The following is an 11,728-nucleotide window of genomic DNA, read 5'->3' as shown; positions in this document are numbered from 1 at the left end:
TGGCTCAAGGTGTACTCCAGTTCATGAATGGATTCAAGTACACTTTTCTCGTGACCTACGCGAACCGACACCACCAGCGCCGCACCACGACCCGGGAACGACTGCTCACAGCAGCGCTGGAGCTGTTCGCCACCCACGGGTACGCGGCGACCACCTACGACCACATCGCCGAACGCGCGAACGTGGGGCGCCAGACGGCGTTCAACCACTTCCGCCGCAAGGAGGACTTCGTCACCGCCTGGGCCCAGCGGCGGCACGAGGTCCTGGAGCAGCAGGGAGACCCTCACGCGCCCGCCTTCGAGGCGCTCGCCGACGCCCTGCGCGCCCTCGCACACCTCAACGAGCGGGAGTACGCGCTGGCCAAGGAGCTGCACGACAGCGGAGTGCTCCACGCCGCCTTCGCCCTCGGCACGACGGCACCCCAGGCGTTCACCGCCGCCGCCCTCCGAGGGCACGAACGGGGGGAGATCCGATTGGAGTTGAACCCGTGCGTCGTCGCCGACCTGGTGTTCGACAGCTACATCACGGCCCTGAGCCGCTGGCTGGCCGCCGAAGCCCGCTACCCGCTCGCCGACGCCCTGCTCGCCCGCCTCGACATCCTCGCCGCCGGCTTCACCGGGTGACACACGGGCGCGGGCCCCGACCGACGGCCGGGGCCCGCGCGCGCCTCACGGCCGGCCGCGCCTGAACTCCCGGACGACCGCAAGGAGGTTGATCAGCGTGCTGGCCGGGACATTGCCGAGGGAGACGAGGACCTGGCCGCTCAGGATGGTCTCACCGGGCTTGGCGGAGGGCCAGAGAAGGCCCAACTCGCGGCTTTCAGTGCGCAGTTCCACGATCAGATCGGTGAGATCGCGGCGGGTGAGGTGGCGGATCGCCGGATCACGCGGGTGGATGGGGCGGAGGGTGCTCACGCGACGCAGTCCAGCTCGAACCAGACCCGCTTCCCGAGCTTCTGGGGCTCGGCACCCCAGCGATGCATGAGGCCCTCCACCAGCTGGAGCCCCCGCCCCGACTCGGCGTGAAGGTTGAGGCCCTGACACTTCGGGAGCTCCGAGCTACGGTCCGCGACGGTCACGCGGAGGGTGTTGCCGGAGTAGACCACGGTGACGACGGGCGAGTCGGTGCGACCGTGCCGTCACGCGTTCACGATCAGTTCCATGAGGGCGAGTTCGGCATCCCCGATGGAGGAGGGACCGTACCCGGCGCGCAACATCGCATCGCGCAACACCTCGCGGGACACGGTGAGGGAGGGGGAGTTGAGGTGGGGGTTACACATGGGGAGTCTCCCATCAGCTCAGATGAGCTACGCGCGGAGAGACCTGACGCCCCATCCGGCGAGCAGTGCAGTGAGACTTTAGGGGATTCTGAGGAAAGTTGGCAACACTCTCCGGATGCAGTCCTACACTGTCCGTAGGTGACGATCCGCGAGGAAGGTACGCCCATGGCATTCGGAAATGGGATCAGCGAGCGTCAGCGCCGGTTGGGCGAGGAACTCCGCAGGGTACGTGATGCCGCCGGCCGCTCGGCGCTGGAGGTCGGACAGGCGATCGGCGTGAAAGGCCCAGCCGTCAGCCACATCGAGTCCGGCAGGATGGGCCTAAACCTTCCTCGGCTGAACACCTGGCTCGACCTGTGCGACGTGACGGACTCCGGCTACCGGGCCGGCCTCGCCGCCATGTGCGAGAGCTCCGGCAAGGGCTGGTGGACCGATTTCAAGACCCACGTCACACGAAGCTCACTCGACCTGGCCGAGGCAGAGGCCCGGGCAACGGGCTTGGACAACTACGAATCCCTGTTGATCCCCGGCCTCTTGCAGACCAAGGCCTACAGCGAGGTCATCCAGGGGTACACCGAGAAGAAGGTCGAGTTCCGCCACGAACGTCACAGGGTTCTGCTGGGCAAGAACGCCCCTACATACCGTGCCGTGATCCACGAGGCGGCCTTGCACATGATGTACGGAGGGGCAACGGTCATGTGGGACCAGCTGAATCACCTGATCGAGATGAGCAGGCTACCCAACGTGACGATCCAGATCCTCCCCTTCGACTGCACCACATTCGCGTCGAACGACACGCCCTTCCTACTCATCCGTGGCACTCACGCCCGGCTTGGCACGGTGCTGCTCGAACACCCACATGGATCCAACTTCATTGGAGACCCTGAGGTCGTGACAACATTTGACCGGAAGTTCGACCGTCTCAGGGGCTTGGCTCTTCCACCCCTGTCCGCGGTGACATCCGCGTCATCACCCGTTGATCGGGACTCATTGGGTTTGATCCAGCACATCCGCTACAAGGTCCAGGGAAGATAGCCATGCACCAGCTCAACTGGCAGAAGTCCAGCTTCAGCAGCGACCAGGCCAACTGCGTCGAGATCGCTTCCGCCGACGAGCTGGTCCACATCCGCGAGTCCGACGACCCCGCCCACATCCTCACCACCACCCGCCCCACCCTCCACGCCTGGCTCCTCGCCGCCAAGGCCGGCCACTTCGACCACCTCGCCGAAGCCTGACTCCCGCCCCCGCGCCCCGGCTGACCACCGGGACGCGACGGCGAACTACCCCACCTGGCAGGCAAGCCCAGGCCAGAACCGATTGGGACACACGACCAGGTAGCTCCCGGCCCAACGGTTCTCCGACGCCCAGGCTCCCCAGACCACGTCACCCCCGCCCACGAGCTGCGCCACCGCACGCTCCCGGCGCTTCTCGGTCACCTCACGTCCGATCCCCTGGTCGCAACACCAACCGGCCATCCAGGAGACCGCGTCCTCCGGCCGCGCCCAGGTGCCCCGCACCTGGGAGGCCGGTCTCCGGAGCCACCAGCCGGTCATCATCGGCGGCAGTTCCGAGGTCTGGAATCCACCTCCTTCCACCGGCCGCCGGTCCCGTTCCTTCGCCAGCATGAGGCCATCACCTGCCCAGCCATAGCCGTGGTAGTGCTGCACCCGCGCGCATCCCCTCCGGAAACGACAAGGTCCCGACTGCCCGCCACACAGCGGGCAGCCGGGACCACGGATCTCTGACTCTCAGGGCCTCAGACCAAGAGCCCGAACCTCGCCGGGTCGAGCCCGGCGGCCCTCAACTCCTCGCGGGTGAAGAGCAACGGCCCCCGGTCCGGCCGCTTGCTGTCGCCGACGGCGAACACGTCCTCCTCGACCAGCCCGAGCGTCATGCACGACTCACCGTCGTCGCCGCCGCCCTGGTTGCCACCGCACGCGCGGTTGAACTCCACCTTCGACAAGTCGAGTTCGTACAGGTCGCGATCGATCACTACCGCACCTCCTGCATCTGTTCGAGGCATGCACGCGGCCCTGCTCCACCCACGTTCGGATGGAACCCATCGGGCCCCAGTCGCCCATGCCTGCGGGCGGGAAAACGTTAAGGGAATTCGAGGGACCCTGACGGCCGTATTCCCGAGGCCAACTAAGTTCCTCGGTCCCATTCATCGACGCCCGTACCCGGCCCGGCCGTGACGTCCCGGCGGCGGCCTTATTCCAGAGCAGGAATATTTCCGGCAGCACGTAGACATGTGTCTCGCACACCCTTAGCGTCGTTGACGGGTTGGGAGCTACCCGATCCGAAAGGAGCCGGCATGACCGAGAACCCTCGACTGACGCGCCTCACCGGCAAGTTCAACGGCCCGAACTGCGATGACGACGACTGCCCGAACGTGTACGCGACCGACCGGGACACGGTCGTGGTCCAGGGCGACCATTTCCCCACCCTGAAGGTGGCCGCCGGAGAGTTCGCCGTCGAGATCCCCCAGCACGTCCTGAAGGAGGCCGCCCGTGCTCTTGGACGGTGAGCAGTGGCGCGCCCACTTCGACGGCTACCAGCGTGAAGCCTTCCGGTTCGAGGCGCAGCCCACCTACACGATGCCCAAGGAATCCGAAAGCCTTGCCCGCTTCCTGCGCGGAGAGCCGAAGCCGGTGGAGCACAACGCGGCGTGGCACCGGCGGGTGCGCGGCTTCGTGTCCTCCGGGCGTGTGATCGGTCGTGTCCGTGTGGTGCGCCGTCCCCTCACCGACTACCAGCGGTACCAGGTCGCCTGGGGCATCCCTGGCAACATCGCGGCGGGAGAAGACATCCGGGTGCTCGACCTCACCGAGCGGGACCTCGGCATCCCGGACCAGGACTGGTGGCTGTTCGACGATTCCTCTGCGGTTCACCTGAACTTCCGACCCGATGGAACCCAGATCAACCGGGAACTGGTCACTGGCGACATGCGCCGGTACCAGGAATGGAAGAGCCTCGCCCTGGCGCATTCCGTGCCGTATTCCGAATACCTGAAAGAACTCGGGTGACGCTCGACCCTGATCAGCTCGGCAGATCGAAGGCGGATCTCGCCGACGCCCTGAAGAATCTCCGTCTGGAAGCCGGTCTCACGGGAGACCGGCTTTCGGTGCGTTGCGGCATCTCCCAGAGCAAGATCAGCAAGATCGAGACCGGGAAGCTGACACCCAGCCTCGTTGACGTGGAGCGCATCCTGAGGGCACTCGGCGCTCCGGCTGCCGTCGCCCACGAGGTGTGCTCACTGGCTCGAACAGCGAATACCGAGTGGCAGGACAAGCGGGCTTCGTGGCGTCGGGGCATCGAGAAGCGTCAGGCCGAACTGGCGGCCCTGGAAGCGGACGCCACCGAACTGCGCTACTTCCTGCCCGCGATGATCACAGGCCTCCTGGCCACGCCGGAGTACATCAGGGCCAGCCTTGAGCACTCCCCGGGCGACAAGACCCTCGTGATGAGTCGCAAGCTGGAGCGCCAGTCGGTGCTCTACGACGGGTCGAAGGCCTTCACCTTCCTGCTCACGGAACAGGCTGTGACGTGGGCGCTGCTTCCTCCGCACGCCATGGCCGTCCAGATCGACCGCCTCTCCTCACTCACCCACTTGCCGACGGTGCGAATCGGAGTCATCCCGCGCGGAACACGAGTCCCTCGCGGCCCGATGAACACGTTCACCGTGTACGACGATCGCCTCGTCACCATGGAGTCGTTCACCGGCCGCATCGTCTTCCGGGACCCTCGGGACATCCAGCGCCACCGTGAGATCTACTCGTTGTTCGAACAGTCCGCCCTCTTCGACGAGGAGGCTCGGCAGCAACTCGGCAAGTGGTCGATGCTGTACCGCCGGTGATCCGCACCGCGAGGCCTTCGTGCACAAGCAAGTCACGTCCGCTGAACTCGGAGATTCCTGTGAGCACCCCACGCAAGGAGTTCGGGGCCCTGCTCTCAAGGTTCCACCGGGGAGGCACACCGCGTGAGAAGTCGGCCCGGCCGACTTCTCACGCACGTGGCTCCGGCGGGCGGGGCGGGGTGGTGGGGCGGGTGTGGGGGCGGGGGGCGGGAAACGGCGGGATGAGGAGTGGCAGCACCAGAACGACAGGCGGGTCTCAGGAGCGCCCACGCCGCAGGACGGATTCCGCGAGGTCGACGGCCTCCCGGACCGGCACCAGCCGGCAGTCGGCGGCAGCCCCCACCCGACCGGTGGTGATGCCGCGAGCCGTCCGCAGGACCTCCGCTCCGAGCGGTCCGAAGTGGAGGTCGTCCAGGTGGGGGGCCTTGAAAGTGGCCCAGCCGTCCTCGCCGACGCAGCGGTACTCGCGCTCGGCCACGTCGGGCATCCGCAGGTCGGCCAGGTGGAAGGCGGTGAAGCGGTCCATCGGGACGCCCAGCATCAGCACCCGGGCGTCCAGCTCGTAGAGCCGCCCGAGCGGCGACTCCGGCCCGAGGTGGGAGGTCAGCGGGTGGCCCTCGGTGACCTCCCGGGCGAGCCGGCCCACCGCCGCCCAGGAGGTCTGCGGGTGGCGGCTGCGCAGCGCGCCCGGGCACGTGCGGATCGCCTCCGACAGCACCCCCACGGTGGGCGAGGCCGGGGTCCGGGCCGGGTCGAAGCGGGGCATCCGAGCCTGGTACGCGTCGATCTCCGCCGCCGAGAGCCCGGCAGTGGCCGAGCGGTACAGCCGGGAGCTGGCGGAGTTCTCGGGCGTGGCGGTGTAGGCCACCAAGGTGCCTTCGGCGCCCAGCACTTCGCGCAGTGCCTCGACCACCCCGGCCGCCCCGCCCGGCACCGGTCCGAGGGTGCGCAGGGAGGCCTGGACGTGCAGCACCATGCCCGGCCGGACGCCGAGGTCGGTGAGGGCGCGGACGAGGGGTTCGGTACGGATGGCGTCTCCCCGGGGTGAGTGCGGCGGACGGGCGATCAGACCCCGGCCCGCTCCCGCCGGAGCCGCTCGGCCGCCTGCTCGGCGGCGGCAGGCAGCGGCAGGGCGAGCCAGGGCGCCACGGCGGCGCGCATGCCGTCGGCGAAGCGCACGCCGGTCCCGGTCAGCGACCCGGAGGCCGCCAGCCGTTCCACGGCCTCGGCGGTGTACCGCCGCCAGAGCGCGAACTGCGCCCGTGCCCGGTCGGCGGCCCCGCCCGGCAGCCCGTCGTACGCGAGGGTGCGGGTGCCCCAGTACTCGGTGACCGCCAGGTGGGCGTACGTGCCCTGGAGCAGCCCTTCGAGCGGCCGCGGGTCCGGCCGCCAGGGCGCGAAGTACAGGGTGGTGTCGGCGCGGTCGTACAGGTCCACCAGGTCGAGCACCGCACCGAGCTTGACGTGCTGGAACTCGTGGGCGAGCAGCAGGGCGAGGGTCGGCGCGGTGGCCGGCCGGGCGATGGCGACCGCGCCGTACGCCTGCCGGGCCGCCGAGCTGACGTCCCGGCCGGTGGGGCCCGGCCGCAGCGGGGTGACCGTCGCCAGGCCGGCCCGGATGCCCTCCGCGTACCCGGGCAGGTCCCGCCCGAGCAGTTCCCAGGCCTCGCGCAACGCGCCCGTCCAGTCGAGCAGTTCGCCGTCCGAGAGGCGGCCGGACACCGGGTGGTCGTGGCTGTCGCGCAGCGGATCGGTGTCCTCCAGGGCGACCGTCCAGCCGCCGGCCAGCCGGACCCGCCGCAGCGGTTCGTCCAGCGCGGTGCGCACCGAGCCGTCGGACGCCCGCACCTCGAAGCCGTCCGCCCGCCCGGTGACCACGGCCTCCCCGTCCGGTGCGGCGATCCGCCCCAGCGTGGGCAGGTGCAGCCAGCCGCCCCGCACCGGGACCGCCAGCGCGTCCCCCCGCCCGGCCCGCACCGCGGCGGCGGCGGCGAGCGCGGCCAGCGGGCCGAGCCCGACCGGCAGGTCTCCGGCGAGCCGGCGGGCCGCCCAGGCGCGGGCGTACGGGTGGGCGAGCACGGCGTCCACGGCGGTGGGGGCCGCCGCGTCGAGTTCCGCCAGCAGCGCCCAGGCCTCGGGTCGCCCCTGCCCGGAGGCGTCCCAGGCGGCGGCCAGCATCGCCCGGGTGAGGGAGAGTTGGGAGCGCCCGAGCGCGGCCACGGTGTCGGCGCCCCCGTATCCGCTTGCCAGCTCGTCGAGTTGCGCCGGGGTGAGCGCGCCGGGCAGCGGATCGCCGACCGCCCGGTCCGGAACGGCCGCCGAACCACCTTTTCCCGCAATGCCGTTGATGAACGTCATGAGATCACCGCAGTAGACGGAGGGATGGTCGAATCCGCCTCCTCCATCGTCGCTCCGATAGCGGTGGGCGTACAGCCCGCCGCCGCAGGAGCGCACCACGGAGCAGGCGCGGCAGGCCTCGCTCAGTCCGGCGAGGCCGGACTGCCGGGCGGCGATGCCGGGGTGCCGGGCGAGGTCGTCGAGGCTGTGGGCGAAGACGTCCATCCCGGTGACGGGTGCGCCGTCGTACGCCGTCTTCAGGCTGTCCGCCTGCTCGAAGGTCCCGTCCGTCTCCAGGACGGCCAGGTCGGAGGGCTCCAGCCCGAGCGACTCGGTGAGGCTGGAGAACCCGCGCAGGGTCCGGTGCACGGACTCGAAGGTCCGCACGGAGAACGGACGCCCGTCGGTTTCCCACAGCCTGTGGACAGTGAGCAGCCAGTCGGCGTACGGGGTGGCCCCCAGCCCGTCGGGGCGCTTGGGCGGCTCGTCCCAGGTGGCGTGCGGGAGCAGGAAGTCCACCGCGGGGGGCCGGAGTTCGGCCAGTGCCCGGTACACGGCGACCGGGTCGTTCTCGACGTCCATCGTGCACAGCAGCCCGGCGAACAGGTGCCGGTGCTCGGGCTCGTTCAGCAGCCCGACCGCCCGCAGCACCTGTGGATGACTGCTCCGCCCGTCGGCGAACCGCCGGTGGCGGTCGTTGGCGGCCTTGTCGCCGTCCAGCGAGATGCCGACCTTGATGCCCAGCTCCGCGAAGAGCGAGCAGAAATCCCGGCTCAGCAGCACGCCGTTGGTGTGGATGCGCAGGTCGAGCGCGCACCCCTCCGGAAGCGCCGCCCGCAGCGCCTCGGCGGCCCGGCGCAACCGGTCCGGGCCGGCGAGCAGGGGTTCTCCCCCGTGCAGGACGACCCGGACGGCGGGCAGCCGGTGAGCGGCCGCGTGCTCGCCGATGCGCTCGGCGGCCTTGGCCAGGATCCCGTCCGCGATGACCTTCGGCCGGGAGCGCCAGCTGCTGTCCGCGTGCTCGTAGACGTAGCAGTGGTCGCAGGCCAGGTCGCACCTGCTGTGCATCTTGACCACGAACTGCGTCAGCGGCAGCGGGATCGACGTCGTCATGGAACTGGGACTGTTCGGTTCGGTGAGGCTCGGCGAGGTTCGTCGGGGCTCATCAGGGCCCGTCGAGGCCCGGTGAGGTTCGTCGGGGCTCATCAGGGCCCATCGGGGTTCGGTGAGGCTCGGCGAGACTCAGTGGGGTTCGGCCCGCCCCGCCCGGATTCCGCTCGGGAACCCGGACCGGGTCAGATCGAGGAGTTGAAGGCAGCGACCGGCACGAGGCCGGAGTCCACGCCGGGGAGCGCGCGCTGGAGCCGGGAGGCGAGCTCCTCCGCGCCGAGCGCGGCGAGATCGGCGAGGGAGGGGCGTTCCGGCGTCTCCTGAGGGTCAGTGAGCTCGCCGGCCGGCCTGGTGCTGGTTACCGGAGTCATAGGTTCTTTTCCTTAGGCGCGGTTAGGACCTGCCGAGGGTGGGTAGGCCCACCCGGTTGCGACCAATGTAGTGCCCGCGAACACTCCGCACGACACGTTGCGTGCTCACGGTGGACCCCCCAGACGCCGGACGTCGCACAACAGCGCACAGACCCCAAGAATTCACCCGTTCAGCGGTCGCGCACTTCGCCGTGGCGCGCGCCGAAGCGTGTCGCCAGGGTAAGGAGCGTCGCCGGAACAGGGTCCTGGAGCAGTACCCGGGCACACCCCGGGAGTGCCCGGAGGAGCGCCCCGGCAAGCACGCCATCCGGTCAACCGTCCGCGTGCCCGGGCTCATTCCCCCGGCGCGCCGAGCCCCCGGACGGTCCGCACCAGCTCCTCGGTGAACTCCACTCCGCTCGCCGTCAGTTCGCCGCAACCGAGGAGCGTCTCCCCGGCGGTCCGGGTGTGCGCCCGCCAGCGCTCGGCCTCCCGGCGTGCGCGAACCGTGTCGCCGACGCCCGCGACCGCCTCCGCCTGCCAGAAGCCGGCCACTCCCAGATGGGCGTACGCCCCCTGGAGCAGTGCCCCGGCCGGGCGCGGGTCGGGCCGCCAGGGGGCGCGGTACACCGCCGGGCCGTTGGGGAGGTGCAGCGGCACCAGGTCGAGCAGGGCGCCGAGTTGGACGTGCAGGAACTCGTGCACCAGGGCCAGGGCCAGCAGCACCGGTTCGCGCGGCAGCGAGGCCGCCACCGCGCCGTACGCCCGCCGGGCGGCGGCGCTGACGGCCTCTCCGCCGGGGGCGGGCCGCAGCGGCACGACGGTGGACACGCAGGCCCCGACGGCCCGGGCGTGGTGGCGGTGGCGACGCACCAGGATGTCCCAGGCCCCGGCCAACCACTCCTCCCAGTGGACGAGTTCAGCGTCGGTGAGCGGGCCGGCCGACGGACGGCCGTAGTCCACCCGGCGCGCACCGGCGTGGTCGATCGACGGCTCCCAGCGCAGCCCGTCGCACTCCAACGCGACGACAGGGCCGGGAGCGCCGTCGAGGAACTCGTCCAGACCGTCGAGCGGAACGGGCTCCCCGGCCGCCGCGCCGCGCAGGCAACCGGCCGCCCAGGCGTCCAGCTCCGGCCGCAGCAGCACCTCCTCCCACCGGTCCCGGTCGTCCCGCTGGAGCGCCCGCACCCGGGCGTAGGCCTCCCGGTAGCCGTCGTGCTCCGGCACCGCCCGGCGCAGCGCCAGCAGCAGCAGCGCCCGCTTGCTCAACTGCCCCGAGCGCAGCAGCCGGACGGCCTCCGGACCGCCGCGGGCGCCCGCGATCGCCCGGAACGTCGCCCGGTCCACGCCGTGCCGGGACAACCCGTCCGCCCCGCGTGCGCCCGGCACCCCGACCGCCACCACCTCACCCGCACCCGCCACCGGTTCTCCTCCTCCTGTGTGCGGCTCCGGCCCGGTCGGCCGGTCCATCGCCCAACCCGCCGGGCCCGCCCGCGGTGTCCCCGCGCCGGGGCGGATCAGCCGGACGGCGGCGGGGCGTCACCCGGACGGGTGAACCGAAGCGCCCCTGCCCCGGACCGGCGGACCCGGACCGGCGGAACCGGAGGTCCGCTCAGCTCCTCACCAGACCCGCCACCCCCGCGCGCAGGCGCCCCGCGATGTGCCGGATCAGCCGGTCCAGGTCCGCGCAGTACACCGACGGGTGGCCGAAGCCGTCCCCCGCGTAGCGGTGCGCGTACAGCCCCCCGCCGCAGACGCCGGCCAGGGGGCAGCCGGCGCAGACCGGGCCGAGGCCCGCGAGACCGCGCTGACGGGCCCGGAAGGCCGGGTGCGCGGCCGCGTCCGCGAAGCCGTGCCGCCAGACGTCCAAACCCGTCCCCGGGGCGCCGTCGTAGGCCACCTTGAGGCTGTCCGCCTGCTCGATCGTCCCGTCCACCTCGACGACCACCAGGTCGACGGGCGCCAGCCCGACCGCCTCGCTGGCCGCCCGCCCGCCGAGCAGCAGCACCGACAGCTCCTCGAACAGCCGCACCCCGGTCTCCCGGCGCGGCGCGCCGTACCAGCGGTCGAAGGCGGCGATCAGCCAATCGCCGTACGGCGCCGGCGCGGCGGGCGCACCGCCCGGCGGCTCGTCCGGCACCGCGCGCGGCCGCACCCCCGGCGGCGGTTCCCGCCAGGTCGCGTGCGGCAGCAGCAGGTCGAGCCGTGGCGGCGCGAACTCCAGCAGCGCCTCGTAGGTGGCCACCGGGTCCGAGGCCAGGTCGACGACGCACAGCAGGCCGGCGAACAGCTCCCGGTGCCGGTCCGAGCCGAGCAGTCGCACCGCCTCGGCGGTGCGCGCCCAGCTGCCCGAGCCGGAGGGCAGCCGCCGGTGCCGGTCGTGGTCGGCCCGGGTGCCGTCCAGCGACACCCCGACCGAGACCCGGTGCCGGTGCAGCACGTCGAGGAGGCCGGGCTCCTCCAGCAGCCGCAGCCCGTTGGTCTGCACGGTGAACCGCACCCGGGGCGCCACGGCCGCCAACTCGCCGAGCAGCGCGTCCAGATGGGAGGCGCCGACGAGTAGCGGCTCCCCGCCGTGCAACACGACGGAGACCTCGTCCAGCCCGTGCTCGGCCGCGTGCTCGTCGATCCGCCGGGCGGTGCGGCGGACGGTCGCCAGCTCCATCCGCCGCGGCCGCCCGCGCCAGCTCTGGTCCGCGCCCTGGTAGACGTAGCAGTAGTCGCAGGCCAGGTTGCACCGACTGTGGATCTTCAGCAGGAACTGCCGGAACGCCACCATGCCGTGAGCCTAAGCCA

General features: G+C 71.4%; 15 protein-coding genes. 6 read left to right on the top strand and 9 right to left on the bottom strand.

Features of this window, described 5'->3' with window-relative positions:
- The first annotated feature begins 50 nt into the window (after positions 1 to 50).
- Positions 51 to 623 (top strand): TetR family transcriptional regulator, encoded by a 573-nt coding sequence (locus ACZ55U_RS05985; RefSeq protein ID WP_465522882.1) that lies wholly within the window; start codon positions 51 to 53, stop codon positions 621 to 623.
- A 45-nt stretch (positions 624 to 668) separates the two neighbouring features.
- Here the strand turns inward: ACZ55U_RS05985 and ACZ55U_RS05980 are convergent, their stop codons facing one another.
- The 3 genes from ACZ55U_RS05980 to ACZ55U_RS05970 are packed head-to-tail and all read right to left on the bottom strand — an operon-like array spanning position 669 to position 1,279.
- Positions 669 to 914, bottom strand: a complete 246-nt coding sequence (locus tag ACZ55U_RS05980) for a hypothetical protein (RefSeq protein ID WP_465522880.1) — start codon at positions 912 to 914, stop codon at positions 669 to 671.
- On the bottom strand, positions 911 to 1,078 hold the full coding sequence (locus ACZ55U_RS05975) for an ATP-binding protein (protein WP_465522878.1): 168 nt from the start codon (positions 1,076 to 1,078) through the stop codon (positions 911 to 913). The genes ACZ55U_RS05980 and ACZ55U_RS05975 overlap by 4 nt, the downstream gene beginning before the upstream one ends.
- A gap of 60 nt (positions 1,079 to 1,138) precedes the next feature.
- Positions 1,139 to 1,279: a hypothetical protein gene (locus ACZ55U_RS05970; RefSeq protein ID WP_465522876.1), complete on the bottom strand. Its 141-nt coding sequence runs from the start codon at positions 1,277 to 1,279 to the stop codon at positions 1,139 to 1,141.
- 138 nt (positions 1,280 to 1,417) lie between these two features.
- Between ACZ55U_RS05970 and ACZ55U_RS05965 the strand changes: the two genes are divergently transcribed.
- Positions 1,418 to 2,314: a helix-turn-helix domain-containing protein gene (locus ACZ55U_RS05965; protein ID WP_465522874.1), complete on the top strand. Its 897-nt coding sequence runs from the start codon at positions 1,418 to 1,420 to the stop codon at positions 2,312 to 2,314.
- A 2-nt stretch (positions 2,315 to 2,316) separates the two neighbouring features.
- Complete coding sequence (locus tag ACZ55U_RS05960; RefSeq protein WP_465522872.1) at positions 2,317 to 2,514, top strand: DUF397 domain-containing protein; 198 nt, start codon at positions 2,317 to 2,319, stop codon at positions 2,512 to 2,514.
- A gap of 521 nt (positions 2,515 to 3,035) precedes the next feature.
- Here ACZ55U_RS05960 and ACZ55U_RS05955 read toward each other — a convergent pair.
- The gene (locus ACZ55U_RS05955; RefSeq protein ID WP_465522868.1) at positions 3,036 to 3,272 is read right to left on the bottom strand and encodes a DUF397 domain-containing protein; all 237 of its coding nucleotides are present in this window, start codon (positions 3,270 to 3,272) and stop codon (positions 3,036 to 3,038) included.
- A gap of 321 nt (positions 3,273 to 3,593) precedes the next feature.
- Between ACZ55U_RS05955 and ACZ55U_RS05950 the strand changes: the two genes are divergently transcribed.
- The 3 genes from ACZ55U_RS05950 to ACZ55U_RS05940 are packed head-to-tail and all read left to right on the top strand — an operon-like array spanning position 3,594 to position 5,135.
- Positions 3,594 to 3,806 (top strand): hypothetical protein, encoded by a 213-nt coding sequence (locus ACZ55U_RS05950; protein ID WP_465522866.1) that lies wholly within the window; start codon positions 3,594 to 3,596, stop codon positions 3,804 to 3,806.
- Positions 3,790 to 4,305, top strand: coding sequence for a DUF6879 family protein (locus ACZ55U_RS05945; protein ID WP_465522864.1), 516 nt, complete (start codon positions 3,790 to 3,792; stop codon positions 4,303 to 4,305). The genes ACZ55U_RS05950 and ACZ55U_RS05945 overlap by 17 nt, the downstream gene beginning before the upstream one ends.
- A complete protein-coding gene (locus ACZ55U_RS05940) occupies positions 4,302 to 5,135 on the top strand; it encodes a Scr1 family TA system antitoxin-like transcriptional regulator (protein WP_465522862.1) in 834 nt (277 codons plus the stop codon). Before ACZ55U_RS05945 ends, ACZ55U_RS05940 begins: the two co-directional genes overlap by 4 nt.
- A 256-nt stretch (positions 5,136 to 5,391) precedes the next feature.
- Here the strand turns inward: ACZ55U_RS05940 and ACZ55U_RS05935 are convergent, their stop codons facing one another.
- The 5 genes from ACZ55U_RS05935 to ACZ55U_RS05915 all read right to left on the bottom strand — a co-directional run bounded on the left by ACZ55U_RS05935 (position 5,392) and on the right by ACZ55U_RS05915 (position 11,711).
- A complete protein-coding gene (locus ACZ55U_RS05935; RefSeq protein WP_465522860.1) occupies positions 5,392 to 6,111 on the bottom strand; it encodes an AAC(3) family N-acetyltransferase in 720 nt (239 codons plus the stop codon).
- A gap of 89 nt (positions 6,112 to 6,200) precedes the next feature.
- Entirely contained in the window at positions 6,201 to 8,585 is a 2,385-nt protein-coding gene (locus ACZ55U_RS05930; protein WP_465522858.1) for an FxsB family cyclophane-forming radical SAM/SPASM peptide maturase, read from the bottom strand.
- 182 nt (positions 8,586 to 8,767) lie between these two features.
- The gene (locus ACZ55U_RS05925; protein ID WP_465522856.1) at positions 8,768 to 8,953 is read right to left on the bottom strand and encodes a hypothetical protein; all 186 of its coding nucleotides are present in this window, start codon (positions 8,951 to 8,953) and stop codon (positions 8,768 to 8,770) included.
- Positions 8,954 to 9,286: 333 nt separating this feature from the next.
- Complete coding sequence (locus tag ACZ55U_RS05920; RefSeq protein ID WP_465522854.1) at positions 9,287 to 10,354, bottom strand: aKG-HExxH-type peptide beta-hydroxylase; 1,068 nt, start codon at positions 10,352 to 10,354, stop codon at positions 9,287 to 9,289.
- 190 nt (positions 10,355 to 10,544) lie between these two features.
- Positions 10,545 to 11,711 (bottom strand): FxsB family cyclophane-forming radical SAM/SPASM peptide maturase, encoded by a 1,167-nt coding sequence (locus ACZ55U_RS05915; RefSeq protein ID WP_465522852.1) that lies wholly within the window; start codon positions 11,709 to 11,711, stop codon positions 10,545 to 10,547.
- Positions 11,712 to 11,728 lie beyond the last annotated feature (17 nt).

This window comes from Kitasatospora sp. NPDC034533, assembly GCF_055575155.1.
Note: the sequence above shows the minus strand (reverse complement) of the source record. Positions and strands in the feature narration are given on the sequence as shown.

Excerpts from the sequence above, each read along its gene's own strand:
- ACZ55U_RS05970 (WP_465522876.1), bottom strand. The coding sequence starts at position 1,279 with ATGTGTAACCCCCACCTCAACTCCCCCTCCCTCACCGTGTCCCGCGAG.
- ACZ55U_RS05960 (WP_465522872.1), top strand. The coding sequence starts at position 2,317 with ATGCACCAGCTCAACTGGCAGAAGTCCAGCTTCAGCAGCGACCAGGCC.
- ACZ55U_RS05950 (WP_465522866.1), top strand. The coding sequence starts at position 3,594 with ATGACCGAGAACCCTCGACTGACGCGCCTCACCGGCAAGTTCAACGGC.
- ACZ55U_RS05935 (WP_465522860.1), bottom strand. The coding sequence starts at position 6,111 with ATGGTGCTGCACGTCCAGGCCTCCCTGCGCACCCTCGGACCGGTGCCG.
- ACZ55U_RS05930 (WP_465522858.1), bottom strand. The coding sequence starts at position 8,585 with ATGACGACGTCGATCCCGCTGCCGCTGACGCAGTTCGTGGTCAAGATG.
- ACZ55U_RS05925 (WP_465522856.1), bottom strand. The coding sequence starts at position 8,953 with ATGACTCCGGTAACCAGCACCAGGCCGGCCGGCGAGCTCACTGACCCT.
- ACZ55U_RS05915 (WP_465522852.1), bottom strand. The coding sequence starts at position 11,711 with ATGGTGGCGTTCCGGCAGTTCCTGCTGAAGATCCACAGTCGGTGCAAC.